Genomic DNA, 24,046 nt, shown 5'->3' with positions numbered 1-24,046 from the left:
CATCCTCGCGGTGTTCTCGGAAAAGCGCCTGGACGAGCCGGAAATGAAGGACATCCCCACCGCCAAGGAGCAGGGCTACGACATCGTCTGGCCGGTGGTTCGCGGCTTCTACCTGGGGCCAAAAGTCAGCGACGAGGACTACGCCTGGTGGAAGGAATCCTTCGACAAGCTGCTGGCCTCCGACGAGTTCGCCAAGCTGCGTGACCAGCGCGAGCTGTTCCCGTTCGCCATGACTGGTGCAGAACTGGACACCTACGTGAAGAAGCAGGTTGCGGATTACAAAACCCTGGCCAAAGAGTTCGGCCTGATCCAGTAAGCCCCGTAATCGCCGTCCCCTGTAGGAGCGGGGTTGTGTTCGAAAACAGAGGATTTCCCGATGATCCTGCAACGCATCTTCGCCCTGGTCCTGCTGGCGGTCTGCGCCATCCTGGCCGTGATGGCCTGGCCCTACCAGGCGGCGTTTTCCTATGAGCCGGTGGGCCCACGTGCCTTCCCGCTGCTGATGCTTGGCCTGATGGGCCTGGCCTTGCTGTACCTGGCAATCCGTCCTACGCCGATCGTGCGCAAGGACGACGAACCCGAACTCGACCGCGAGACCCTGATCAAGATCGCCGCCTGCGTCGGCCTTTTGCTGGTCTTCGCCGCCACCTTCGAGCCGCTGGGCTTCATTCTCAGCGCCGTGCTCATCGGCCTGCCGATGGCCCGCCTGTACGGCGGTCGCTGGCTGCACAGCGCCATCGTGGTGGTCGGCATGAGCGTGTTGCTCTACTGGCTGTTCGACCGCGTGATGGACGTCCCCCTGCCCCTCGGCCTGCTCGACGTACTGGAGAACTGACACATGGATACCTTGAGCTACCTGGGCCAGGGCTTCGGCGTCGCCCTGAGCCCCTACAACCTCGTCACCGCCCTGATCGGCACCTTGATCGGCACCGTGGTCGGCCTGCTGCCGGGCCTGGGCCCGATCAACGGCGTGGCCCTGCTGATTCCCATCGCCTTCGCCCTGGGCCTGCCGCCGGAGTCGGCGCTGATCCTGCTGGCCGCGGTATACCTGGGCTGTGAATACGGCGGGCGTATCAGCTCGATCCTGCTGAACATCCCGGGCGAAGCCTCCACCGTGATGACCACCCTGGACGGCTACCCCATGGCCCGCCAAGGCCTGGCCGGTGTGGCGCTGTCGCTGTCGGCGTGGAGTTCGTTCATCGGTGCGCTGATCGCCACCTGCGGCATGGTACTGTTCGCACCCTTGCTGGCGAAGTGGGCCATCGCCTTCGGGCCGGCGGAATACTTCGTGTTGATGGTGTTCGCCATCGTCGCCCTCGGCGGCATGGCCGGCGACAAGCCGCTGAAAACCTTCATCGCTGCGCTGATCGGCCTGTTCCTGTCGGCGGTGGGCATCGACGCCAACAGCGGTGTATACCGCTTCACCGGTGACAGCGTGCACATGGCCGACGGCATTCAGTTCGTGGTGCTGGTACTGGGCCTGTTCTCCATCAGCGAGATCCTCCTGCTGCTGGAAAAAACCCACCACGGCCACGCCGCGGTGAAAGCGACCGGGCGCATGCTGTTCAACTTCAAGGAAGCGGCTTCGGTGTTCGTGGTGAACATCCGCTGCGGCCTGCTCGGCTTCTTCATGGGCGTATTGCCGGGTGCCGGTGCCACCCTGGCCAGTGCTGTTGCCTACATGACCGAAAAACGCCTGGCCGGTGCCAGCGGCAAGTTCGGCAAAGGTGACGCCCGTGGCCTGGCGGCCCCGGAAACCGCCATCGGCGCCTCGTGCTGCGGCGCCCTGGTGCCGATGCTGACCCTCGGCGTACCAGGCTCGGGCACCACCGCCGTGATGATCGGCGCCCTGACCCTGTACAACATCACCCCCGGCCCGATGCTGTTCGAACAGCAACCGGACATCGTCTGGGGCCTGATCGCCTCGCTGTTCATCGCCAACATCATGCTGGTGATCCTGAACATCCCGATGATCCGCATCTTCACCCGCATCCTTGCCGTGCCGAACTGGGCGCTGGTGCCGGTGATCGCGATCATCACCGCGATCGGCGTGTACGCCGTGCATGCCACCACCTTCGACCTGTTCCTGATGGTTGGCATCGGCATCATGGGCTACATCCTGCGCAAGCTGGACTTCCCGCTGTCGCCGATCCTGCTGGGCTTCATCCTCGGAGGGCTGATGGAGCAGAACCTGCGCCGCGCGCTGTCGATCTCCAACGGCGAGCTGGGCATCCTCTGGTCGAGCCCGATCAGCATGGGTGTGTGGGTACTGGTGGTGTTGATGCTGGGCCTGCCACTGCTGCGCATCTGGCGCAAACGCAGCCAGCAGCGCCGGGCCATGGCCGATGCCTGATCGGTCGTTGCCACTGTTCTGGTCCACCGGGCTGGTCGGGCTGGCGGGCGGTTTCATCGCCAGCCTGGTCGGCTGGCCCCTGCCATGGATGGTAGGCTCGTTGCTGGCGATCATCCTGGTGCGCTGCCTGACGCCCTGGCAGCTCACGGAAATCCCCAATGGCCGCAAATGCGGCCAATGGATCATCGGTATCGGCATCGGCTTGCACTTTACCCCCGAAGTGATCGAGCAGGTCTCCAGCCATTTCGTCTTGATCTTCTTCGGCGCGCTGGTGACCACGGCCTCCAGCGTGATCGGCGTGTGGTTGCTGCGACGCACCGGTGAAGACCGCGCCACGGCGTTCTTCGCCAGCATGCCGGGGGGCTCGGGGGAAATGGTCAACCTGGGCGCGCGCAATGGCGCGGTGCTGAGCCAGGTGGCAGCGGCGCAGAGCCTGCGGGTGTTGACGGTGGTGCTATGCGTGCCGGCGCTGTTCAAGCTGCTGCTGGGGGACGGCGACCCGCTGCACCAAGCCGGCAGTGTCAGCTGGGGTTGGCTGGCGATGATCGCGCCATTGGGGGTGCTGGCATCGTTACTGTGGCAACGCCTGCGCCAGCCCAATCCCTGGCTGTTCGGCCCGCTGTTGGTGGCCGCCAGTGTGTGCCTGGCGGGCAACCTGCAAATCGCCTTGCCCAATGGCGCCAGCCAGATCGGCCAGTGGCTGATCGGCAGCGGGCTGGCCTGTCACTTCAACCGCGCGTTCTTTCGTCGTGCGCCGTCGTTCCTCGGGCGTACGTTGGTGGCCACGGCGTTGTGCATGCTGGCAGCGGGCGGCGCGGCCTGGGGTTTGAGCCTGCTGACGCACCTGGACTTGCGCTCGCTGACCCTGGGCATGATGCCCGGAGGTATTGCCGAGATGAGCCTGACGGCCGAGACCTTGCAACTGTCGGTCCCGCTGGTGACGGCGTTGCAGGTGATGCGGTTGTTGTTCGTGCTGTTTTTGGCAGAGCCGATATTCAGGGTTTGGGTACGTCACGACTAAGCGGTGACTTCATCGCGGGGCAAGCCCGCTCCCACAGGTACAGCACCGTTCTTGAGAGCGTCACAGTACCTGTGGGAGCGGGCTTGCCCCGCGATGAAGTCACCGCTTCCCCTGCATCAATCAAACCGGCGGCAACGCCCAGTCGATCGGCGCCAGCCCACGCTGCTCGAGGAACCCATTGGTGCGGCTGAAATGCCCACAGCCGAAGAACCCTCGATACGCCGACAACGGCGAGGGGTGCACCGACTTCAGCACCAGGTGCTTGGTCCCATCGATCAACTTCTGCTTGCTCTGCGCATGGGAGCCCCACAGCAGGAACACCACGTTCTCGCACTGTTCGCTGACCAGCTGAATCACCCGATCGGTAAACGGCTGCCAGCCCGCATTGGCATGGGAGGCTGCCTTGCTGCGCTCCACAGTCATGGTGGTGTTGAGCAGCAGCACACCCTGCTCGGCCCAGCTTTGCAGGTAGCCGTGGTTGGGGATCGGCAGGTTCAGGTCGCGGTTCAGTTCCTTGTAGATGTTCACCAGCGACGGCGGCGTGGGCACGCCCGGTTGTACCGAGAAGCACAGGCCATGGGCCTGGCCCGGGCCGTGGTACGGGTCCTGGCCGAGGATCACCACCTTGACCTGGTCCAGCGGCGTGGAATTGAGCGCATTGAAGATCAGCGGCCCCGGCGGGTAGATCTCCTTGCCCGCCGCATGCTCCTGGCGCAGGAACTCGCGCAGCTGGCGCATGTAGGGCTGGTCGAACTCGGCACGCAGCGCGGCCTTCCAGCTGGGTTCGAGCTTGATGCGATCGTCGTCGGTCATGGGGCCTTCCAGAAATTTCCGTGGCGCGACACTAGGAAAGCCGTCCCGGCTTGTCAATCGCCCCGACCGGCAACCGGCACGTTTGCTCAGGCAGGCCATACTTGTGCGACGACCTGAACGAGGTGGTCCATGTCCATTCAATGCGAGGTACTCAGCGGCGTCGATGGAGCACGTGTCGCCATCGCCACCCTGGAGGCGCCCAAGGCGCTGAACGCCTTGAGCCTGCCGATGATCGAAGCGCTCGACGAGCGTCTGCAGGCCTGGGCCGGCGACCCCGGCATCGTCTGCGTGTTGCTGCGCGGCGCAGGCCCCAGGGCCTTCTGCGCCGGTGGCGATGTGCGTGCGCTGGCCAGCGCCTGCCGCGAGCAGCCTGGCAGCGTACCGCCGCTGGCGGCCCGCTTCTTCGCCGATGAATACCGGCTCGACTATCGCATTCACACCTACCCCAAGCCGCTGCTGTGCTGGGGGCATGGCCATGTGCTGGGCGGCGGCATGGGCCTGCTGCAAGGCGCTGGGGTGCGTATCGTCACGCCCAGCAGCCGCCTGGCCATGCCAGAGGCGGGTATCGGGCTGTACCCGGATGTCGGCGCCAGCTGGTTCCTCAGTCGGCTGCCCGGCAAACTGGGGTTGTTCCTGGGTTTGACCGGTGCGCCGATCAACGCCCGCGATGCCTTGGACCTGGGCCTGGCCGATCGCTTCATGGGCGAAGGGCAACAGGACGCGCTGATCGACGAGCTGTTGCAACTGAACTGGCAGGAACAAACCGCGCTGCAACTGAACAGCCTGCTCAAGGCCGAGCAGCACCGGGCCCTGGGCGAGCTACCCGAGCCCCAATGGCTGGCGCGTCGCGCTGAGATAGATGCCCTGCTCGATGTCGCCGACCCGGCCTCGGCCTGGCGCGCGCTGTGTGGCCTGCATCGGCATGCCGACTCACTGCTAGCCGAAGCCGGGCAGCGTGTGCGAGAAGGCTGCCCGCTGACCGGGCACCTGGTGTGGGAACAGCTCAAGCGTGCCAGGCACCTGTCTTTGGCCCAGGTATTCCAGATGGAATACGCCATGAGCCTGAACTGCTGCCGCCACCCGGAATTCAGCGAAGGTGTGCGTGCCCGCCTGCTGGACAAGGACAACCAGCCGCGCTGGCACTGGAGCGATGTCGCCCAAGTGCCAACGGCGGTGGTGCAGGCGCATTTCAGCAAAGTGTGGGAGGGGCCTCACCCGCTGGCGGGCCTGGGCTGAGGCAGCGCCTCAGCGCTGCCAGTTGCGGTCGCGGTCCCCTCGGCGGTTGGAGTGCCGGCGGTCATCCCAGTCGCGTCGGTCATTGCGGTAGTCGTGGCGATCCCGGTCGCGCCCATAGTCATAGCGATGGCGGTTGCCATAATCGTTGCGCGGGTTGCCATGCCACTGGTTGGCCCGAGGCGACGGGTAAGGCCGGTAGTGCGGGGTAGGCGCTGGGTAGTAGCGTGGCGCGGGCTGGTAGTAGTAGCGCGGCTGCGGCGCCACGTAGTAGTGGTTCGGGCGGTAATGACCGGGGTAGACGTAGCGGTCGGCCGTGTAATAGGTGCTGCGGTAGTGGCCCCCGCCCCCGTAGTAGGGCGCGCAGGCGGATGTCATCAGTGCCAACATGGCGACCAGCAGGATTCGATAGGACATGGCGGCCTCCTGGACCGCTAGGGTGCCCGGACAGCGGCGCTGGCGGGCGTCGATCGGCAGACGTTGATCGACATTGAATAAGACCTTGGCGAGGCGATCCGGTGCCATTTGCGCAACAAATTGAAACAGTCTGAAGAACCCCGAAAAACAACGCCCGCGCCGGGTATACTGCGCGCCCTCGACGCCACACCGGGACCACCATGAACGACACCCAGCGCTGCCCAGCCTGCGGCGCGTCCAACCACTGCGGCCTCGCCGACCCGCGCAGCGCCACCCAAGGTTGCTGGTGCTTCAGCGTGCGCATCGACCCGGCCGTGATCGAGGCGTTGCCCGACGAACTGCGCGACAAAGCGTGCCTGTGCCCGCGTTGTGCGGCGGTCGACGATCAGCTCAAAGCCAACGCGCCACTCCCCTAGCCAAGCCCTCCCCCATGCGCCTCGACCGATTCCTTGCCAACCTGCCCTGCTACAACCGCCAGCAAGTGCGCCTGCTACTGGTGCAGCGGCGTGTACGTGTGGATGGCGAAGCGGTGGCCGACCCGCTGCACGAGGTACGCGAGTTCAGCCGGGTGGAAGTGGATGAGCAGGTGTTGCAGGCCGGACGTCCGGCACGCTACCTGATGCTGAACAAGCCCGCGGGCTGCGTGAGCGCGACCAGCGACCCACAGCACCCCACAGTACTCGACCTACTGCCTGCCGAGCTGCGCGACGACCTGCATATCGCCGGGCGCCTGGACTACAACACCACGGGCTTGCTGATCCTGACCAATGACGGCCAGTGGTCGCGCCGCCTGACCCAACCGCGCACCAAGCTGGCGAAGCTCTACCTGGTGCAGACCGAGGACGAGATAGGCGCGCACTACGTCGACAAGTTCCGCGAAGGCTTCTACTTCGCCTTCGAAGACCTCACCACCCTGCCTGCCCAGCTGGACATCCTCGGGCCGCGCAGCGCTCGCCTGGCAATCGTCGAAGGGCGCTACCACCAGGTCAAGCGCATGTTCGGCCACTTCGACAACAAGGTGATGGGCTTGCACCGCGAGCGCATGGGCAGCATAGGCCTGGACCCCACCTTGGCGCCGGGGCATTACCGGGAACTGACAGCGGAAGAAGTCGCTTCGGTCTGAAGAAACGCATAACGACTTTTCCTACAAAATCTCCCGAACGGCACTTGCACGATCCCCGCCCGGCTGCTTGAATCCAAATCGTCAGTCTGCATGTGACTTCCTGGTCACGCTCGCAGTCCAAGACGCCTTTTACCGGCCACCCAAAGCCTCGACGCCTTGGGGCACGGTGAATTGCCCGCACAACAATACCCGTCGACCAGCGTGCCAAGGATCGACACTGGGCCTCCCGGTTTCACTTCAAGGCGTATGCCTACCTGTCATAAAGAACGTGCACCCTAGGTGACGCGAATGCCCTTTTTGCGCCAGGAGTCGATGACATGAGGCCAGAAATTGCTGTACTTGATATCCAAGGTCAGTACCGGGTTTACACGGAGTTCTATCGCGCGCAAACGGCCGAAAAGACGATCATCCTGATCAACGGCTCATTGGCCACCACGGCCTCGTTCGCCCAGACGGTGCGCAACCTGCACCCGGAATTCAACGTAGTGCTGTACGACCAGCCCTACGCGGGCAAGTCCAAGCCGCACAACCGCCAGGAACGCCTGCTCAGCAAGGAGACCGAGGCACACATCCTGCTGGAACTGGTAGAGCACTTCCAGGCCGACCATGTGATGTCGTTCTCCTGGGGCGGTGCCTGCACCCTGCTGGCGCTGGCGCACCAGCCACGGTTGGTGAAGAAGGCCATCGTCAGTTCGTTCTCGCCGATCATCAACGAGCCGATGCGCGACTACCTGGAGCGCGGCTGCGAATACCTGGCGGCCTGCGACCGCTACCAGGTGGGCAACCTGGTCAACGACACCATCGGCAAGCACCTGCCGTCGCTGTTCAAGCGCTTCAACTACCGGCATGTGAGCAGCCTGGACACCCACGAGTACGCGCAGATGCATTTCCACATCAACCAGGTGCTGGACCACGACCTGGAGCGCGCGCTGAACGGGGCACGCAACATCCACATTCCGGTGCTGTTCATCAACGGCGAGCGCGACGAGTACACCACCGTCGAAGACGCCCGCCAGTTCGCCCGGCACGTTGGCCAGAGCCACTTCAGTACGATCCGTGACGCCGGCCATTTCCTCGACATGGAGCACAAGGCCGCCTGCGAAGACACTCGCAGCGCCATGCTGGGCTTCCTCAAACCAGCGGCGCGCGAAGCCCGTCAACGCTACACCTACACACAGGGGCAACATGCACTTGCCCTCTGAGCGCATCGGCGTCCTGTAGCTATCAATACCTGCAGGCTACGGGCCGCCGACAGGCTTTTTTACCAGCCTGGGGTTCTCATCGGCTGAGGGTTCTGGTAAAAAGTCGGGCTGCTGAAGCAGGTGAGCTAGCGAGGGTTCTTACCCTGCACCGCTTCCAGCACGCATTGGGTAATACCAAAGCGGGTATAGTTTAATGGTAGAACAGTAGCTTCCCAAGCTTCCGACGAGGGTTCGATTCCCTCTACCCGCTCCACCCCGTCTTCTCGCGTGGCGTCCCGGTGACGTCAACGTCCGTTCAAAGGAGCCTTGGCTCCTTTTTTCGTTTCTGAGGCTTGAACCATTGCCTTGATGCTTCGCTGGCTAAACCTGACAGGGCAAAACCAAAACGCTGAACCCTCAGTAAAGGAAACGGCCTACAGCAACCCCAGAGTTCAGCAGCGTGCCTTCTCGGGCCTCCGTCAGTAGCTTGTGCACGTCCACCTCATCGTGATGATGCGGCACAGTCACCCTCTACGCCACTGACGTACTGCATGCTATGCTTTTCATCGAAACGCCTCTATTCACTAAACGCGTAAAAGAGCTGGTTGACGAGGAGTCCTATCGGCTACTTCAGCTTGCGCTAGCCAGTACACCTGGAATGGGTGCCCTGATTGAAGGAACCGGTGGGCTACGCAAAGTACGCATCGCCACCAAAGGGCAAGGTAAGCGCGGCGGAGCAAGGGTCATCTACTACCACTTCGTGTCTGCTTCACAGGTCGCCATGCTCTACATCTACGCAAAAGGCGAACAAGCGGACCTTACCGTAGAGCAACGCAAAGCACTGATGACAGTCATCCAACACTGGAGAGCAACATGAGCCATTTCTTCGATGAACTGATGGAAAGCGTCCAGCAAATGGACGAAATCCTGCAGGGCACACGTAAGCCTTCACGTGCATTCGAGATCAATGCCTCCCAGGTTCGAAGCATTCGCATGGCCACCGGCCTTTCCCAGGCACGTTTCGCCGAAATGATCGATGTACAGGTCGCAACATTGCGTAACTGGGAACAAGGGCGCAGGGAGCCTACCGGGCCAGCCAAGGCCTTGTTACGCGCGATTCACAATGACCCTGACCATGTGCTCAAAGCCCTCGCACCTTGATTAGGTCGCGAAGCCCTAAACACTTATAAGGGGCCGCAAAGCGCGCCCCCTCTTCATGTCAGTACCCCATCGTTTTCAGCAACTGGCCCTCGTCCTTTTCCGGCGAACGCCCGTAGAAGCGCATCAGCTCCCCCGCCCGGTTGGTGAAAATGCCATCCACCCCAGCCTTCATCGCCTTGTCGAAGTCCACCTGCTCATCGAGGGTGTACACATGCACCAGCAAACCACGCTCGTGGCTGGCCTTGTTCATCCATGGCTTGATCAGGTCGGCATAGCTCTGCTCACCGAGCTGGGCGCGGGTGGCTGACGGACCGGTGCCGATGGCGCCGCCCTTTACTGCAAGATCGAGCCAACGCAGGAATTCGGCCTCGGACTTGGGCTCCTGACGGGCGTAGAACGCGGCCTTGTCGGGCTCACCCGAGTCGGCGAAGTTCTTGCCCGAGGCCGGCTCGATGGCGCCCTTGCCCACCCACAGCAATAGAATCTTCGGCACCTTCGGCATGTGCTGGTGCAGCAGCGCCAGGCTGTTGCGGTCGAAGGTTTGCAGAATCACCCGGCCCGGCTGGTCGAGCCAGCCGCGCGCTTCGAGCTTTTGCTTCAGTTGCTGCTCGATACCGGGAAACTGGTTGGGCACCTTGGTCTCGATGTACAGCCCCGGCTTGTGCGCAGGGTTGGCTTCGGCGATGTCGATCACTTCATCCAGGGTCAGAATCTTCAGGCCACGGAAGGCTTCCCGGGCACGCTGCGGGTAGGCCTGGTTGAACCAGGTGCCGGCATCGAGGGATTTCAGCTCCTCCAGGGTGAAGGCACTGACGGGGCTGGCCTTGCGCTCGGGAAAGCGCGCGGCCACGTCGCTGGTGCGGGCCAGCACATCGTCATGCACCACCACCAGCACGTTGTCGCGGGTGCGTTGCAGGTCCAGCTCCAGGTAGTCGGCGCCCAGGTCGCGGGCCAGCACGTAGGCAGGCTTGGTCGACTCTGGCGCATCGAACGAGGCGCCGCGATGGGCGATGACCGCCGGGTGGGGAATGCCCTGGGCCTTGGCCAGGGTCTGGGCGTCGGTGGCATTGGCCGCAAGGGGCAACATCAGCATGGCCAGGCTGGCCATGTGCTTGAACGATCTCAGCATCGAAGGTTTCCTTATCACGATTGTCCTGCGCAGAGCGGTGTGCATTTCCTTGGACGGGCTAGCGTCGCACGTCTGCGTGACATGCTAAAGTCCCCGCGTTTTTCGCCACGCCCAGACGGAATGCCCATGCCCGCGCTCGACACCCAACTGGCCAACTGGCCCGACCTGAACCAACGCCACCCTTGCCAGGCGCTGCTGCTGGGCAACGGCGCCAGCCGAGCCTTGTGGAAACCGTTCGGCTATTTCTCGTTGTTCGAGGAAGCCACGCGGGTGCGTCATCGCGCGCTGGGCGTCAGCGACCAGGCGCTGTTCAAGGCCCTGGGCACGGAACTGTTCGAGCCGGTGCTGAGCACGCTGAACACCACGGTGCGGGCCAACGCGGCACTGGCAATCAACTCCACTGCGCCGCTGAACCGCTACTACTCGATCAAGGAAGCGTTGATCCACGCGGTACGCGCCGTGCACCCGCCCTTCGCAGTGCTGCCGTCCAGCACCCTGGCCACGCTCAACCAGGCGCTGCGTCAGTACCGCAGCGTCTACACCAGCAACTACGACCTGTTGCTGCCCTGGGCAGTCGAGCAGGCGCCGCAAGGCTTCGCCCGCCTGTTCGACGACGAAGGTTTCTTCGACGTGCGTCGCACTGCCAGCGAAGGCACACGGATCATGCACCTGCATGGCGGCCTGCACCTGCTCAAGTTGCCCGATGGCAGCACCCGCCAGCGCGTGGCGCAGGGTGCCGAACTGCTCGATGGCTTCGCCGTGAACATTCCCGGCGAAGTACCGCTGTTCATCAACGAAGACCGCAGCCCCCACAAGCTGCGCGCCATCCGCAACTCGGACTACCTGGCCTGGTGCCTGGCGCAATTGGCCCGCGAACACGACAGCCTGTGCCTGCTTGGCCAGCACCTGGATGCCAGCGACGAGCACCTGCTCGAAGCCATTCGCCTGGCCCGCCCTCACCATTTGTCGATCGCCATCCGGCCCTTGAGCGAAGCGTCGATCATCAACCAGAAACAACACTTCATCGATCGATTCGCCGAAGATAAGCGTATTTCGCTGCACTTCTTCGACGCCAGCAGCCACCCTCTGGTCGACCCGACATTGGCCGTCGCAGTGCCATCAGGGGCTATCGGGCGGCGCTGAGGCTGCAGAAATTGAAACCTGGCAAATGTAAATAATTCTCGATAAGATCCGCACCCTTTCCCACGCCAGCTTCGGAAAGCGTGCATGCAGCGCCTAAAGCCCGATTCAGCCACCCAGGACACCTGTCGCGGTTTCTACAGCGACATCCTGCATTTCCTGCGCAAGCGCATGGACAATGCCAGCGATGCCGCCGACATGACCCAGGACGTATTCGCCCAATGGCTCGGTTACCGCGACCGCGCCCAGGTCCAGCAACCCCGGGCGTTCCTTTTCCAGGTGGCACGTAACCTGCTCAGCGACCATTGGCGTCGGCAAAAGGTACGCCAGGCCACCTTCAGCGATGACGCCGCTCAAGACGAGCACATCGAGGCCGACAACAACCCGCAGGACCACGCCCATCGCCAGCAGCGCCTGGAGCAATTGCGCCAGGTGCTCGCCGAACTCTCGCCGCGGCGCCGAGAAGCCCTTATGCTGCACCGCTTCGAAGGCCTGACCCAGGCACAGATTGCCGAACGCATGAACATTTCCATCAGCATGGTCGAGAAGCACATCGCCGCCGCCCTGCTGCAGTGCAAGCAACGATTGGACAGCGACACCAGCAGGGAGCAGCAGCCAGAATGACCCCCATCGACGACATCGAGCAACGCCCGATCGATGCCCAGGCAGCGAGCTGGTTCACTCGCAACCGCAACAACCCTTCGCGCGAGACACGCAAGGCGTTCGCCCAGTGGCGCCAGACCCCGGAGCATGCCCGAGCCTATCGCCAGTTCGAACAGCTGTGGGACGACCTGGCCTCACTCAAACAGGCCAGCCAGCCTGTGCCACTGCCGGTTCGCCGGGCACCACGCTGGCGCCCGGCCCTTGCGGCAGCCGCCGCACTGCTGTGCGCCCTATTGGTCGGCAACCTCGGCGCACCCAGCCAGGTGTTCCACGAGCGCCTGGCCGCCAGCCACGAGATGCGCAACCTGCGCCTGCCCGACGGCAGCCAGCTGTACGTCAACGCCCAAACCCAGCTGCGCCTGGAGTTCAGCGCCGAGCAGCGGCTGATTCACTTGGAGCGCGGCCAGTTGTACATCGAGGTAGCCCCTGACAAGGAACGCCCGCTGTACGTCGACGCTGGCAACGCCCGGGTGCGCGTGGTGGGCACCGCCTTCGACCTGCGCCGCGGCCAACGTGAGCTGGTGGTGAGCGTCGCCCATGGCCAGGTAGCCTTCGAAACCCCAGGCGAGCGCCAGCCCCCTTCGTTGCTGGGCGCAGGCGAGCGCATCAGCTACGACCCGGCCCGCGGCACCCTGACCCGCCAGGCACTCGGCGAGCAGCCGGTGGCCGACTGGCGCGACGGCCATGTGAGTTTCCGCAACCGCGAGCTGGCCAGCCTGATCGACGAACTGGGCCTATACCGCCAGCAACCCATCCTGCTGGCCGACCCCAACCTGGGCCATTACCAGGTTTCCGGCAACCTCGACGTGCACGACCCGGATGCCCTGCTCAATGCGCTCCCCGCCTTGCTGCCGGTGAAAACCACGCTGCTGGCCGACGGCCGCATGCGTATCGAACAGCGGCAAAAATAATTTGAGAATTTTTATCATTTGCAGGTGAGGGTTTTTCCCAACACCGCGTCTTCCTCCACGCCTGCCGCTTGAACGACAGGCTTTTTCCGGCCTTTTGCCGTTTGGGGGAAACCATGTTGTCCGCGTTGCATCCGTTGAAAACCTTGCCCGCCCGCCCAACCCTGTTGGCCTTGTGTCTGGCCATGAGCCTGGCTGCCGAAGCCGCCCCGCAGCAGTTCGACCTGCCAGCCCAGCCCCTGGCCCATTCGCTGAGCCAACTGGCGCAGCAGGCCAAGGTGCAGCTGCTGTTCGACGAAGCCCTGCTGCGCGATGCCCAGGCACCGGCCCTACAAGGCGCCTTCGAGGCCCAGGATGCAATCGCCCGCCTGCTGGCCGGCAGCCGCTTCAGCGTGGTACGCATGGGCAATACCTTCGTGGTGCGGCTGAACGACGAGGCGCCGGCCGCCGACAACGCCATCCAGCTCGGCGCCATGAGCATCGTCGGCGACGGCCAGCAGGTCGACCCGGGTAACGTTGGCCGCTCGACCCTGAACCAGGAGCAGATCGACCGCTACCAGCCCAGCAACATTCCCAGCGTGCTTGCCACCCTACCCGGCGTGAACATGGGTGGCTCGGCCAAGCCCGGTGGCCAGACCATCAACATCTGGGGCATGGGCGATGCCGAAGACGTGCCGATGACCGTCGACGGCGCCACCAAGAGCGGCTTCGAGCGCTACCAGCAGGGCACCATCTTCATTGAGCCGGAGCTGATCAAGCACATCGAGGTGGAGAAAGGCCCGCACTCGGTCAAGACCGGCAACGGCGGCTTCGGCGGCAGCGTCAACATGACCACCAAGGACGCCACCGACCTGCTCCAGGAAGGCCGCAACAGCGGCGCCATGCTCAAGTACGGCTACGCCAGCAACGACCACCAACAGGTGTATAGCTCGGCGCTGTTCGGCCGCACCGAAGACGGCCGCTTCGATGGCCTGGCCTACCTGACCAAGCGCGATGGCGGCGACATGAAACTGGCCAGCAACCTGCCCGACCCGGAAGGCCGCTACCCGATCAACCCCAAGCGCCTGCCCAACAGCGCCCTGGACCTTGAAGGCGCGCTGTTCAAGGGCAATGTGCACTTCACCGACGAGCACAGCCTGGGCTTTTCCTGGTCGCGTTCCGAGAGCGAGCGTTGGACGCCGTTCTCCTCCACCGCCTACCCCACGCCGCCGACCGCCGCGAACATCCGCCAGTATGGCTACGACGCCGCGCTCAAGCGCTTTCTGGCCAACCGCCAGACCATCGACACTACCTGGTCGACCACCTACAAGTACCAGCCGATCGATAACCGCCTGGTGGACCTGGAGGTGAAGTACTCCGAGTCGGACACCGAGCAGACCGACGAGCGCGACGCCACGGCGTTCTTCCAGCCCGCCACCGGCGGGCGGCGCATGGACACCGAGTACCAGGACCGCATGCTCGCGATCACCAACACCAGCCTGTTCGAAACCGGCCTGCTGGAGCACGCGCTGACCGCCGGCGTGCAGGTTCGCCGGCATGACCGCGACACGCAGATGTGGATGCCCGGCACCACCTACAACACGCCCCGCTACAACTACGGCTACTACCAGCCGTACTTCATGCCCAGCGGCAAGGTGCAGAGCCAGGGCTACTACCTGCAGGATGCCGTGACCCTTGGCGATGTCACCATCACCCCGTCGCTGCGCTACGACCACATCAGCAACGAAGGCAAGCCCAACGACGCACCGCTGTACAACACCCCGGCCTCTGGCCATGACTACAGCACCAAGACCTACAGCGGCTGGTCGCCGCGCCTGTCGGTGTTCTGGAAGATAACCCCGCAAACCGCTCTGTTTGCCGACTACAGCAAGACCTGGCGCGCCCCGGTGCTGGACGAGCAGTACGAAGTACAGGGCAGCGGCAGCCGTACCGCCACCAGCCGCAACCTCGACCCCGAGCGCATCACCGCCCTGCGCGTGGGCAGCGTGTTCGACTTCGACAACGTGCTGCAAAGCGGCGACAGCGCCCAGGTGCGCACCACGCTGTTTCGCAACCACATCGAGGACGAGATCTTCAAGGCCACCGGCATCGGCTGCCCGCAGCAGCTGGTGACCGGCGGCACCATCGCCAACACCTGCGGCGGCGGGCTGATGTCCAACTACCGCAACATCGGCGACGTGGTGATCAAGGGCTTCGAGGTGGAAAGCTTCTACGACTCCACCTACCTGTTCGGCTCGGCGTCGTTCTCGTGGATCACCGGCCGTCACCAGGGCGCCTATACCAACCCCTGGGGCCCGGACGTGTGGGCCAAGGACATCCCCGCGCCGAAATGGATCACCACGCTAGGCGTGAAGATCCCGGCGTGGGATGCGCGCATCGGCTGGACCGCGCAGTTCGTGCGCCAGACCGACCGCCTGCCGAGCGACGACTACTACAGCGGCCCAGCCAGCACCCTGGGCGACCGCTACTACGACCACTTCGATAACGACCGCTACCAGATCCACGGCCTGTTCGCCAACTGGAAGCCCCAGCAGGCCTATCTGAAGGGCACCGAGGTCAACTTCACCGTGGACAACCTGTTCAACAAGGCCGTGCGCCCGGAGCTTTCGGGGGAGAACGTGTATACCCAGGGGCGCAATGCCAAGGTCAGCGTGACGCGGTTCTTCTGAGCAGAAAAAAGGGGCCGTTCAACGGCCCCAGCTTAAAAATACTTCGAGATCGGTTCTATCAGGTGAGCGCTCGGGACCGCAATGCGTACATCCGCCAAGGCACTCTCAATCGCTTCTTTCGCCGTCGGTGCTTCACGTATGAATGCCAGAGACAATTGATTGGGCTGGCCAATACCGACCAACGCATCATTACAACCCTCCTCTGCCAAGCGCTCCATCACTTCATCGAGGTTTTCAGCGTCGTTCAGTTGGTACCTGAGCGTGAATTCGTAATTCATTCTTTCTTCTCAACTGGGGCTTGCACTTGCACCATTCTCAACAACGTCATTGTTGTGAGAGATGAGCATTCGAACCGACCGACTCAGCCCGGAATCAACCCATCCGCCCGCAGCAACGTCTCCAGGCAATGCTCCTTCACGCCGTAGAACGCCTTGAGCTCGTCGATCCTCTCCAACAGCGCACTATTGTCCCCGGCGTGCTTGCGCTTGACCGCAAGAATCATCTTGTTCTTGTTGGTGTGCTCCAGCGAGATGAACTCGAACACCTTGGTCTCGTAGCCGCAGGCTTCCAGGTACAGGGCGCGCAAGCTGTCGGTGAGCATCTCGGCCTGCTGGCCAAGGTGCAGGCCGTATTGCAGCATCGGCTGGAGCAGGCCGGGGCTGTGCATCTGTGGGCGGATCTGCTTGTGGCAGCACGGCGAGCACATGATGATCGACGCGCCGCAGCGGATGCCGGTGTGAATGGCGTAGTCGGTGGCGATATCGCAGGCATGCAGGGCGATCATCACCTCGATGGCCTCCGGTACCACGCTGCGCACATCACCGCATTGGAATTCCAGGCCTGGGTGCTCCAGGCGCGCGGCGGCGGCGTTGCACAGCTCGACCATGTCCTGGCGCAGTTCCACACCCGTCACCTGGGCCTCGCGGCCGAGGCTATCGCGCAGGTAGTCGTGCATGGCGAAGGTCAGGTAGCCCTTGCCCGAGCCGAAATCGGCGACCCGCAGTGGCTGCTCGGCAGTTAACGGCGCGCTGGCGAGGGCGTGGTCGAACACCTCGATGAACTTGTTGATCTGCTTCCACTTGCGCGACATGGAAGGGATCAGCGCACCCTGGGCGTCGGTTACGCCAAGGTCGCGCAGGAACGGGCGCGACAGCTGCAAGTAGCGTTTCTTCTCGCGGTCATGCCCGGCTGTGGCCGCTTCACGCGGTGCCTGGGCGGTGTGGTGTTGCAGCAGCGGCTTGCCTTTCTTGCTGAAACCCAGCTGCACTTCACCTTCGGCGGTGAACAGGTGGGCGTTGCGGAAACTCTCCGGCAGCAGTTCGGCGACCAGCGCCTGGGCCTGGTCGAGCGGCAGGTTACGGGTGATGTCGCGGGTCTGGTGGCGATAGACCAGCGACAGGCAGGGCTGGCCTTTTACCTGGAGGGGCTTGGCGATGATCCGCTGCAAGGTCTGGTCGGCGCCGACATGGCGTGCCAGCACCAGCTTAACCAAGGTATCGCTGCCAAGGGCGTCGGCCAGCAGGCCCAGGAACTGGGCGCGGGCGTCCACCGCAGGAGTGGGGGAAGACATGGGAAAACGGTGCCTCGAAGTACGCAATGGGCGGCATTCTACAAGGTTTGCTGATTGGGGTGGCTGTGCCCGCGAAGAGGCCCGTACAGCCACCACAACCCTCAATCCAGTATCACCAACCGATTCGGCAACTGGTTGCGCCGCCGGGTCGGCGGCACCGCCTGGCTGAGCAGCTCGCCACAAGCATCGATGCATTCGACGAACCCCTGCAAGGTACGCCCCTCGCCCACCTGCTCGGCAAGCCTTGCGACCAACCCGGCGCGGGCTTGCTCATCCAGGTGCCGGGCAATGCCCTCATCGGCCAGGATAGTCACGAAGCGCTCCGCCTCGCTGACGAATATCAGCACGCCGGTCGCACCCTCGGTACGTTGCAGGTTCTGCTCGCGAAACTGCCGCCGGGCCAGCTGCGCCGCGCGTCGGTGAAGCAGTGCGCGCGGCACCACCCAGGCGGCCAGGCGCGGCTGGCGCAGCAACAGGCAGAAGGCGATGAAGATCAGCACCTGGGCCACCAGCAGGCCACGCAGGCCGGGCCAGCCCAGCAACAGTTGCAGTGTTCCGGGAATCGCCAGCGCCAACAGCACCGCCCACAGCAGCGGCAGGTAGTCATAGTCGTCGGCACGGCGCGCCAGCACGGTCACCAGCTCCGCATCGGTGCGCTGTTCAGCGCGGGCGATGGCCTCGGCGACCTGGCGCTGCTCATATTCGTTGAGATGGGTCATGCCTTCGGTCTCTCGATCGTTCTTATTGTTGTAAGCCGGCGCGCGGCGGACGAGAGTGTATCTCATCCCCCCACTTAAATAAGGCATAATCCGCGGCTGCCGCTGGATGATGGGGGAGCGCCATGCAGTATCACCAGCAGGCACACAACAACAGCCGTCCGAACGATCGGCCGCGAGCGTACCACTCGATAACGGAATTGATGATGAAACTGTCCTTGCTGGGCCTGGCCATGGGCCTTGCCAGTCAGGCGGCCCTGGCCGCCACCTCCGCACCGCCCCTGCAAGACAAGCGGGCCTTCATCGACCACCTCATCGGCCAGATGACCGTCGATGAAAAAATCGGCCAGTTGCGCCTGATCAGCATCAGCCCGGACATGCCCCGCGAGAAGATCCGCGAGGAAATCGCCGCAGGCCGTATCGGTGGCACCTTCAACTCGCGTACCGCGCCCGAGAACCGGCCAATGCAGGACGCCGCCATGCGCAGCCGCCTGAAGATCCCGATGTTCTTCGCCTACGACACTATCCACGGCGAGCGCACGATTTTCCCGATCAGCCTGGGCCTGGCCGCTACCTGGGACATGGACGCCATCGCCAAGGTCGGCCGCACCTCGGCCATCGAAGCCTCGGCCGACTCCCTGGACATGACCTTCGCGCCCATGGTCGACATCGCTCGCGACCCGCGCTGGGGCCGCACCAGCGAAGGCTTCGGCGAAGACACCTACCTGACCTCGAAGATCGGCCAGGTAATGGTGCGCTCGTTCCAGGGCACAAGCCCCGCCAACCCCGACAGCATCATGGCCATCGTCAAGCACTTCGCCCTGTACGGCGCAGTGGAGGGCGGGCGCGACTACAACACGGTCGATATGAGCCTGCCGAAGATGTACAACGACTACCTGCCGCCCTACCGCGCCAGCCTCGACGCCGGCGCTGGCGGGGTGATGGTGGCGTTGAACTCGATCAACGGCGTGCCGGCCACCGCCAACACCTGGCTGATGAACGACCTGCTGCGCAAGGACTGGGGCTTCAAGGGCGTGACCATCAGCGACCACGGCGCCATCCAGGAGCTGATCCGCCACGGTGTGGCCCGCGATGGCCGCGAGGCGGCGAAGCTGGCGATCAAGGCCGGCATCGACATGAGCATGAACGACACCCTCTACGGCGAAGAGCTGCCCGGCCTGCTCAAGGACGGTGAAGTGACCCAGGCCGAGCTCGACCAGGCCGTGCGCGAAGTGCTCGGCGCCAAGTACGACATGGGCCTGTTCAAGAACCCGTACGTGCGTATCGGCAAGGCCGAGACAGACCTTGCCGAGTACTACGGCGACGACCGCCTGCACCGCGAGGCCGCACGCGACGTGGCGCGCCGCAGCCTGGTGCTGCTGGAGAACCGCGAGCAGACCCTGCCGCTGAAGAAGGCCGGCACTGTCGCCCTGGTCGGCCCACTGGCCGATGCGCCCATCGACATGATGGGCAGCTGGGCCGCCGATGGCCGCCCCGAGCACTCGGTGACCGTGCGCGAAGGCTTCAAGCGTGCCTTGGAAGGCAAGGCCAAGCTGGTGTATGCCAAGGGTTCGAACGTGACCGGCGACAAAGCCATCTTCGACTACCTGAACTTCCTCAACTTCGCCGCCCCGGAAATCATCGACGACCCACGCCCGGCCGCCGTGCTCATCGACGAAGCGGTCAAGGCCGCCCAGCAGTCGGATGTGGTGGTGGCGGTGGTCGGCGAGTCGCGTGGCATGTCCCACGAATCCTCGAGCCGCACCACGCTGGAAATTCCGGCGGTACAGCGTGATCTGATCAAGGCCCTGAAAGCCACCGGCAAGCCGCTGGTGCTGGTGCTGATGAACGGCCGCCCGCTGTCGATCGCCTGGGAGCGCGAGCAGGCCGATGCGATCCTGGAAACCTGGTTTAGCGGTACCGAAGGCGGCAACGCCATCGCCGACGTGCTGTTCGGCGACTACAACCCGTCCGGCAAACTGGCGATCACCTTCCCACGCTCGGTCGGGCAGATCCCGATGTACTACAACCACCTGAGCATTGGCCGCCCGTTCACCCCCGGCAAGCCTGGCAACTACACCTCGCAGTACTTCGAGGAGCCCAACGGCCCGCTGTACCCGTTCGGCTACGGCCTGAGCTACAGCAGCTTCGAGCTGTCGGGGCTGAAGTTGTCCAAGGAAGAACTCAAGCGCGGCGAGACCGTGCAGGCCAAGGTGACGGTGAAGAACACCGGCAAGCGTGATGGCGAGACCGTGGTGCAGCTGTACATTCAGGACGTTACTGCGTCGATGAGCCGCCCGGTCAAGGAACTGAAGAACTTCCAGAAGCTGATGCTCAAGGCAGGAGAGTCGCGCACCCTGACCTTCGACATCAGTGAAAACGACCTGAAGTTCTACAATGGCCAGCTGCAACATGTGGCCGAGCCTGGGCAGTTCAATGTCCAGGTCGGGCTCGATTCGCAGGCGGTTCAACAGCAGAGCTTCGAATTGCGCTGAGGCATCTGGCCTCATCGCGGGGCAAGCCCGCTCCCACAGGTTCCCTGCTCTCCTCGAAAGCAGCGGTGTACCTGTGGGAGCGGGCTTGCCCCGCGATAGGGCCGGTGTTGACACACCACAGGACACCCAGGACCCCGCCGCATGCCTTCCACCTTCCGCGCCCTGCGCCTGGGCCTGATCATCCTGTTCATCCTGGTCGGCACCGCACTCTGCGCCGGCTGGGCCATGCAACACGCCAAACGCCAATCCATGCAGGCCGACGCACGCCGCGCCAGCGAGCAACTGACGCTGTACGCCACCGCCCTGCACACCCTGATCGAACGCTACCGCGCCCTGCCCGCCGTGCTGGCGCTGGACCCGGAACTGATCGACGCCCTGCGCGGCCCGGTCAGCGAACCGGTGCAGGACGCCCTGAACCGCAAGCTCGAACGCATCAACGGCGCCGCCAACTCCTCCACTCTGGAGCTGCTCGACCGCACCGGCCTGGCCGTGGCTGCCAGCAACTGGCGCCTGCCCACCACCTACGTAGGCTCCAACTACGGCTTTCGCCCCTACTTCAAGCAAACCCGCAGCCTGGGCAGCGGCAGCTTCTATGCCGTCGGCGTGACCAGCGGGGTGCCCGGCTACTTCCTGTCCAACGCGGTGAGCGACGAACACGGGCGCTTCCTCGGCGCCATGGTGGTCAAGCTCGAATTCCCGGAGCTTGAGCGCGAGTGGCGCCAGGGCAACGATGTGCTGATGGTCAGCGACGCCCGCGGCATCATCTTCCTCGCCAACCAGGACGGCTGGCGCTACCGCGAACTGCTGCCGCTGAGCGAAGCCGACCGCACCGAGCTGGCCGAGACCCGCCAGTACCACAAGCAGCAACTGGTGCCCCTGCAACACCAGACCCTCACCCGCTTCGACGAACACAGCCGGCTCGCCCGCGTGCAAGGCCCGGAAGGCGAGGCCGAATACCTGTGGGAAAGCCTGCCGCTGCACACCGAAGGCTGGACCCTGCACCTGCTGCGCAAGCCTCAGGTCGTGCAGGACCAACGCAATGCCGCGCTGAGCGCGGCGGCGGCCTGGCTGAGCCTGGTGTTCGCCGTGCTGTTCGTCAGCCAGCGCTGGCGCCTGGCCCGCCTGCGCCAGCGCAGCCGCGATGAGTTGAAACGCCTGGTCGAGGAACGCACCCGCGAACTGCGCACCGCCCAGGAAGGCCTGGTGCAGTCGGCCAAGCTGGCGGCGCTGGGGCAGATGTCCGCTGCCCTGGCCCATGAGATCAACCAGCCGCTGACCACCCAGCGCATGCAACTGGAAACCCTGCGCCTGCTGCTCGACCATGGCCGCCACGAGCAGGCTCGCCAGGCCCTGGAGCCGCTGGAGCAGATGCTGGCGCGCATGGCCGCGCTCACCGGCCACCTGAAGACTTTCGCCCGCAACAGCCCCGGCGGGCTGCGCGAGCGCCTGGACCTGGCCACCGTGGTCGACCAGGCCTTGCACCTGCTCGATGCACGCATTCGCGCCGAAGAGGTGGAGGTGGCGCTGTACCTGGCGCGCCCGGCCTGGGTCCGTGGCGATGCCATTCGCCTGGAGCAGGTACTGATCAATCTGCTGCGCAACGCCCTCGACGCCATGGCCGACAAGCGCTACAAACGCCTGGAGATCCGTATCGAATGCGAAGGCGAACTGTGGCGCCTGAGCGTGCTCGACTCCGGCGGCGGCATCGCCGACGACGACCTGCCGCGCATCTTCGACCCCTTCTTCACCACCAAGCCGGTCGGTGAAGGCCTGGGCCTGGGCCTGGCGATTTCCTACGGTATCGTCGCCGATGCCGGTGGCCAGATGCAGGTCGATAACCTGCCTGGCGGCGCGCGCCTAAGCCTTACCCTGCCTCGCGACCTGGAGCCTGTATGTTGAATTCCGTGATCGTCGTCGACGACGAAGCCAGCATCCGCACCGCGGTGGAGCAGTGGCTGAGCCTGTCGGGTTTCAGCGTGCAGCTGTTCGCCCGCGCCGAAGACTGCCTGGCGCGCCTGCCCCAGCACTTCCCCGGCGTGGTCATCAGCGATGTGCGCATGCCGGGCATGGGCGGCATGCAGTTGCTCGAGCGCCTGCAGGCCGACGACCCCGACCTGCCGGTAATCCTGCTGACCGGCCATGGTGATGTGCCGATGGCGGTGGAAGCCATGCGCAACGGCGCCTACGACTTCCTGGAAAAACCGTTCACCCCGCAGAACCTGCTGGGCAGCCTGCGCCGCGCCCTGGACAAGCGCCAGCTGGTGCTGGAGAACCGCCGCCTGCACCAGCAGGCCGACCTCAAGGCACGCCTTGAATGCACCTTGCTGGGCATGTCCCAAGGCTTGCAGCAGTTGCGCCGCCAAGTGCTGGACCTGGCGGGGCTGCCGGTCAACGTGCTGATTCGCGGCGAAACCGGCAGCGGCAAGGAGCGCGTCGCCCGCTGCCTGCACGACTTCGGACCGCGCGCCGACAAGCCCTTCGTCGCGCTCAACTGTGCGGCGATTCCGGAAGCGCTGTTCGAGGCCGAGCTGTTCGGCCACGAAAGCGGTGCGTTCACCGGCGCCCAAGGCAAGCGAATCGGCAAGCTGGAATACGCCAACGGCGGCACGGTGTTCCTCGACGAAATCGAAAGCATGCCCCTAGCCCAGCAGGCCAAGCTGTTGCGGGTGATCCAGGAGCAGAAGCTGGAGCGCCTGGGTGCCAACCAGAGCATCAGCGTGGATCTACGGATCATCGCCGCGACCAAGCCAGACCTGCTCGACGAAGCCCGCGCCGGGCGCTTTCGCGAAGACCTGGCGTACCGCCTGAACGTCGCCGAATTGCGCCTTGCGCCACTGCGCCAGCGGCGTGAAGACATCCCCTTGTTGTTCGAGCATTTCGCCCGCACCGCCGCCGAACGCCTGGGCCGCGAGGCCCCGCCGCTTTCCGGGGCACAGCTGGCGCAATTGCTGGGCCATGACTGGCCGGGCAACGTGCGCGAGCTGGCCAACGCCGCCGAGCGCCATGCCCTGGGGCTCGGCTCGCCAAACATCGAAGTTGCCCCCGGCGGGCAGTCGCTGGGCGAGCAGATGGAAGCCTTCGAGGCGCAATGCCTGCGTGCGGCGCTGCGCCAGCACAAGGGGGAGATCAAGGGCGTGATGGAAACCCTGCAACTGCCACGGCGCACGCTGAACGAGAAGATGCAGCGTCATGGGTTGGTGCGTGAGGATTTTCTTGAGCGCGAATGAGCGGATTCTTGCCTATCGAAGATAATCGATAGGCGACAAAGCGCTCATTGCAGCCGAAATAGCGTGTTCTGATCGCACTGCGCAGCGCGGCCATTCGCGGGCAAGCCCGCGCCTACAGGGACCGCGTAGCCCTTGAGCCAGCGCGGTTCCTAGTTGGTGGTGGCGTTGAGAATGCCGTCGATCGACAGCACCTTGCAGCCTGCCAGGCTGTAGCCGACCAGGTCCAG

The 24,046-nt window shown here is 64.3% G+C and carries 21 protein-coding genes, 1 tRNA gene and 2 pseudogenes; 18 read left to right on the top strand and 6 right to left on the bottom strand.

Translation table 11 applies throughout. From position 1 onward, the window contains the following. From ACQKPE_RS20820 to ACQKPE_RS20805, 4 genes and pseudogenes are all read left to right on the top strand, one after another. Nucleotides 1–316 (top strand): annotated as a pseudogene (locus tag ACQKPE_RS20820) (tripartite tricarboxylate transporter substrate binding protein); the annotation flags it as partial. Nucleotides 317–376: 60 nt separating this feature from the next. Further along, nucleotides 377–835, top strand: a complete 459-nt coding sequence (locus tag ACQKPE_RS20815) for a tripartite tricarboxylate transporter TctB family protein (RefSeq protein WP_427668513.1) — start codon at nucleotides 377–379, stop codon at nucleotides 833–835. 3 nt (nucleotides 836–838) lie between these two features. Further along, nucleotides 839–2,353: a tripartite tricarboxylate transporter permease gene (locus ACQKPE_RS20810; protein ID WP_427668511.1), complete on the top strand. Its 1,515-nt coding sequence runs from the start codon at nucleotides 839–841 to the stop codon at nucleotides 2,351–2,353. Then, nucleotides 2,346–3,374 carry an AbrB family transcriptional regulator gene (locus tag ACQKPE_RS20805; RefSeq protein ID WP_427668509.1) on the top strand — a complete coding sequence of 343 codons (1,029 nt, stop codon included), beginning with the start codon at nucleotides 2,346–2,348 and terminating at the stop codon, nucleotides 3,372–3,374. Before ACQKPE_RS20810 ends, ACQKPE_RS20805 begins: the two co-directional genes overlap by 8 nt. 120 nt (nucleotides 3,375–3,494) lie before the next feature. Here the strand turns inward: ACQKPE_RS20805 and ung are convergent, their stop codons facing one another. After that, the gene (gene ung, locus ACQKPE_RS20800; RefSeq protein WP_427668507.1) at nucleotides 3,495–4,187 is read right to left on the bottom strand and encodes a uracil-DNA glycosylase; all 693 of its coding nucleotides are present in this window, start codon (nucleotides 4,185–4,187) and stop codon (nucleotides 3,495–3,497) included. 129 nt (nucleotides 4,188–4,316) lie between these two features. On the opposite strand from ung, the gene ACQKPE_RS20795 reads away from it, so the two are divergent. After that, complete coding sequence (locus ACQKPE_RS20795; RefSeq protein ID WP_427668505.1) at nucleotides 4,317–5,423, top strand: enoyl-CoA hydratase/isomerase family protein; 1,107 nt, start codon at nucleotides 4,317–4,319, stop codon at nucleotides 5,421–5,423. Between the two features lie 9 nt (nucleotides 5,424–5,432). Here ACQKPE_RS20795 and ACQKPE_RS20790 read toward each other — a convergent pair whose 3' ends face one another. Further along, a complete protein-coding gene (locus tag ACQKPE_RS20790; RefSeq protein WP_427668503.1) occupies nucleotides 5,433–5,837 on the bottom strand; it encodes a hypothetical protein in 405 nt (134 codons plus the stop codon). 200 nt (nucleotides 5,838–6,037) lie between these two features. Between ACQKPE_RS20790 and ACQKPE_RS20785 the strand changes: the two genes are divergently transcribed. The 6 genes from ACQKPE_RS20785 to nadS all read left to right on the top strand — a co-directional run bounded on the left by ACQKPE_RS20785 (nucleotide 6,038) and on the right by nadS (nucleotide 9,302). After that, nucleotides 6,038–6,253 (top strand): cysteine-rich CWC family protein, encoded by a 216-nt coding sequence (locus ACQKPE_RS20785; protein WP_427668501.1) that lies wholly within the window; start codon nucleotides 6,038–6,040, stop codon nucleotides 6,251–6,253. A gap of 14 nt (nucleotides 6,254–6,267) precedes the next feature. Continuing rightward, the gene (locus ACQKPE_RS20780; protein ID WP_427668499.1) at nucleotides 6,268–6,960 is read left to right on the top strand and encodes a pseudouridine synthase; all 693 of its coding nucleotides are present in this window, start codon (nucleotides 6,268–6,270) and stop codon (nucleotides 6,958–6,960) included. Between the two features lie 317 nt (nucleotides 6,961–7,277). Continuing rightward, on the top strand, nucleotides 7,278–8,162 hold the full coding sequence (locus ACQKPE_RS20775; protein WP_427668497.1) for an alpha/beta fold hydrolase: 885 nt from the start codon (nucleotides 7,278–7,280) through the stop codon (nucleotides 8,160–8,162). A gap of 179 nt (nucleotides 8,163–8,341) precedes the next feature. Next, a tRNA-Gly gene (locus ACQKPE_RS20770) sits at nucleotides 8,342–8,415 on the top strand. A gap of 282 nt (nucleotides 8,416–8,697) precedes the next feature. Then, nucleotides 8,698–9,018, top strand: coding sequence for a type II toxin-antitoxin system RelE/ParE family toxin (locus ACQKPE_RS20765; RefSeq protein WP_427668495.1), 321 nt, complete (start codon nucleotides 8,698–8,700; stop codon nucleotides 9,016–9,018). Continuing rightward, nucleotides 9,015–9,302 carry a NadS family protein gene (gene nadS / locus ACQKPE_RS20760; protein WP_427668493.1) on the top strand — a complete coding sequence of 96 codons (288 nt, stop codon included), beginning with the start codon at nucleotides 9,015–9,017 and terminating at the stop codon, nucleotides 9,300–9,302. Before ACQKPE_RS20765 ends, nadS begins: the two co-directional genes overlap by 4 nt. A 58-nt stretch (nucleotides 9,303–9,360) precedes the next feature. Here the strand turns inward: nadS and ACQKPE_RS20755 are convergent, their stop codons facing one another. Continuing rightward, entirely contained in the window at nucleotides 9,361–10,431 is a 1,071-nt protein-coding gene (locus ACQKPE_RS20755) for a glycerophosphodiester phosphodiesterase family protein (RefSeq protein ID WP_427668491.1), read from the bottom strand. Between the two features lie 126 nt (nucleotides 10,432–10,557). Between ACQKPE_RS20755 and ACQKPE_RS20750 the strand changes: the two genes are divergently transcribed. The 4 genes from ACQKPE_RS20750 to ACQKPE_RS20735 all read left to right on the top strand — a co-directional run bounded on the left by ACQKPE_RS20750 (nucleotide 10,558) and on the right by ACQKPE_RS20735 (nucleotide 15,811). Continuing rightward, nucleotides 10,558–11,574 carry a DUF4917 family protein gene (locus tag ACQKPE_RS20750; protein WP_427668489.1) on the top strand — a complete coding sequence of 339 codons (1,017 nt, stop codon included), beginning with the start codon at nucleotides 10,558–10,560 and terminating at the stop codon, nucleotides 11,572–11,574. An 84-nt stretch (nucleotides 11,575–11,658) separates the two neighbouring features. After that, complete coding sequence (locus ACQKPE_RS20745; protein WP_427668487.1) at nucleotides 11,659–12,195, top strand: RNA polymerase sigma factor; 537 nt, start codon at nucleotides 11,659–11,661, stop codon at nucleotides 12,193–12,195. Beyond that, a complete protein-coding gene (locus ACQKPE_RS20740) occupies nucleotides 12,192–13,145 on the top strand; it encodes a FecR family protein (RefSeq protein ID WP_427668485.1) in 954 nt (317 codons plus the stop codon). The genes ACQKPE_RS20745 and ACQKPE_RS20740 overlap by 4 nt, the downstream gene beginning before the upstream one ends. 113 nt (nucleotides 13,146–13,258) lie before the next feature. Beyond that, complete coding sequence (locus ACQKPE_RS20735) at nucleotides 13,259–15,811, top strand: TonB-dependent hemoglobin/transferrin/lactoferrin family receptor (protein WP_427668483.1); 2,553 nt, start codon at nucleotides 13,259–13,261, stop codon at nucleotides 15,809–15,811. Nucleotides 15,812–15,864: 53 nt separating this feature from the next. Here ACQKPE_RS20735 and ACQKPE_RS20730 read toward each other — a convergent pair. The 3 genes and pseudogenes from ACQKPE_RS20730 to ACQKPE_RS20720 form a co-directional block, all read right to left on the bottom strand. Then, a pseudogene (locus ACQKPE_RS20730) lies at nucleotides 15,865–16,089 on the bottom strand (DNA-binding protein); the annotation flags it as partial. Nucleotides 16,090–16,172: 83 nt separating this feature from the next. Next, nucleotides 16,173–17,381, bottom strand: a complete 1,209-nt coding sequence (locus tag ACQKPE_RS20725; protein ID WP_427668481.1) for a class I SAM-dependent methyltransferase — start codon at nucleotides 17,379–17,381, stop codon at nucleotides 16,173–16,175. Nucleotides 17,382–17,482: 101 nt separating this feature from the next. Continuing rightward, nucleotides 17,483–18,100, bottom strand: a complete 618-nt coding sequence (locus ACQKPE_RS20720; protein ID WP_427668480.1) for a TPM domain-containing protein — start codon at nucleotides 18,098–18,100, stop codon at nucleotides 17,483–17,485. Between the two features lie 200 nt (nucleotides 18,101–18,300). Between ACQKPE_RS20720 and bglX the strand changes: the two genes are divergently transcribed. The 3 genes from bglX (at nucleotide 18,301) to ACQKPE_RS20705 (ending at nucleotide 23,819) form a co-directional block, all read left to right on the top strand. Further along, nucleotides 18,301–20,592: a beta-glucosidase BglX gene (gene bglX / locus ACQKPE_RS20715; protein WP_427668479.1), complete on the top strand. Its 2,292-nt coding sequence runs from the start codon at nucleotides 18,301–18,303 to the stop codon at nucleotides 20,590–20,592. 141 nt (nucleotides 20,593–20,733) lie between these two features. Continuing rightward, the gene (locus ACQKPE_RS20710; RefSeq protein WP_427668478.1) at nucleotides 20,734–22,491 is read left to right on the top strand and encodes a sensor histidine kinase; all 1,758 of its coding nucleotides are present in this window, start codon (nucleotides 20,734–20,736) and stop codon (nucleotides 22,489–22,491) included. Continuing rightward, a complete protein-coding gene (locus ACQKPE_RS20705) occupies nucleotides 22,485–23,819 on the top strand; it encodes a sigma-54-dependent transcriptional regulator (RefSeq protein ID WP_427668477.1) in 1,335 nt (444 codons plus the stop codon). The genes ACQKPE_RS20710 and ACQKPE_RS20705 overlap by 7 nt, the downstream gene beginning before the upstream one ends. Nucleotides 23,820–24,046: the final 227 nt, after the last annotated feature.

It is taken from the genome of Pseudomonas sp. NPDC089554, assembly GCF_050280645.1.
Lineage (GTDB): Bacteria > Pseudomonadota > Gammaproteobacteria > Pseudomonadales > Pseudomonadaceae > Aquipseudomonas.
The sequence above is the reverse complement of the archived record's forward strand: the minus strand, read 5'-3'. Positions and strand labels throughout refer to the sequence as shown.

Coding starts and splice junctions, on each gene's coding strand:
- ACQKPE_RS20815 (WP_427668513.1), top strand. CDS start 377: ATGATCCTGCAACGCATCTTCGCCCTGGTCCTGCTGGCGGTCTGCGCC.
- ACQKPE_RS20810 (WP_427668511.1), top strand. CDS start 839: ATGGATACCTTGAGCTACCTGGGCCAGGGCTTCGGCGTCGCCCTGAGC.
- ACQKPE_RS20805 (WP_427668509.1), top strand. CDS start 2,346: ATGCCTGATCGGTCGTTGCCACTGTTCTGGTCCACCGGGCTGGTCGGG.
- ung (WP_427668507.1), bottom strand. CDS start 4,187: ATGACCGACGACGATCGCATCAAGCTCGAACCCAGCTGGAAGGCCGCG.
- ACQKPE_RS20795 (WP_427668505.1), top strand. CDS start 4,317: ATGTCCATTCAATGCGAGGTACTCAGCGGCGTCGATGGAGCACGTGTC.
- ACQKPE_RS20790 (WP_427668503.1), bottom strand. CDS start 5,837: ATGTCCTATCGAATCCTGCTGGTCGCCATGTTGGCACTGATGACATCC.
- ACQKPE_RS20785 (WP_427668501.1), top strand. CDS start 6,038: ATGAACGACACCCAGCGCTGCCCAGCCTGCGGCGCGTCCAACCACTGC.
- ACQKPE_RS20780 (WP_427668499.1), top strand. CDS start 6,268: ATGCGCCTCGACCGATTCCTTGCCAACCTGCCCTGCTACAACCGCCAG.
- ACQKPE_RS20775 (WP_427668497.1), top strand. CDS start 7,278: ATGAGGCCAGAAATTGCTGTACTTGATATCCAAGGTCAGTACCGGGTT.
- ACQKPE_RS20765 (WP_427668495.1), top strand. CDS start 8,698: ATGCTTTTCATCGAAACGCCTCTATTCACTAAACGCGTAAAAGAGCTG.
- nadS (WP_427668493.1), top strand. CDS start 9,015: ATGAGCCATTTCTTCGATGAACTGATGGAAAGCGTCCAGCAAATGGAC.
- ACQKPE_RS20755 (WP_427668491.1), bottom strand. CDS start 10,431: ATGCTGAGATCGTTCAAGCACATGGCCAGCCTGGCCATGCTGATGTTG.
- ACQKPE_RS20750 (WP_427668489.1), top strand. CDS start 10,558: ATGCCCGCGCTCGACACCCAACTGGCCAACTGGCCCGACCTGAACCAA.
- ACQKPE_RS20745 (WP_427668487.1), top strand. CDS start 11,659: ATGCAGCGCCTAAAGCCCGATTCAGCCACCCAGGACACCTGTCGCGGT.
- ACQKPE_RS20740 (WP_427668485.1), top strand. CDS start 12,192: ATGACCCCCATCGACGACATCGAGCAACGCCCGATCGATGCCCAGGCA.
- ACQKPE_RS20735 (WP_427668483.1), top strand. CDS start 13,259: ATGTTGTCCGCGTTGCATCCGTTGAAAACCTTGCCCGCCCGCCCAACC.
- ACQKPE_RS20725 (WP_427668481.1), bottom strand. CDS start 17,381: ATGTCTTCCCCCACTCCTGCGGTGGACGCCCGCGCCCAGTTCCTGGGC.
- ACQKPE_RS20720 (WP_427668480.1), bottom strand. CDS start 18,100: ATGACCCATCTCAACGAATATGAGCAGCGCCAGGTCGCCGAGGCCATC.
- bglX (WP_427668479.1), top strand. CDS start 18,301: ATGATGAAACTGTCCTTGCTGGGCCTGGCCATGGGCCTTGCCAGTCAG.
- ACQKPE_RS20710 (WP_427668478.1), top strand. CDS start 20,734: ATGCCTTCCACCTTCCGCGCCCTGCGCCTGGGCCTGATCATCCTGTTC.
- ACQKPE_RS20705 (WP_427668477.1), top strand. CDS start 22,485: ATGTTGAATTCCGTGATCGTCGTCGACGACGAAGCCAGCATCCGCACC.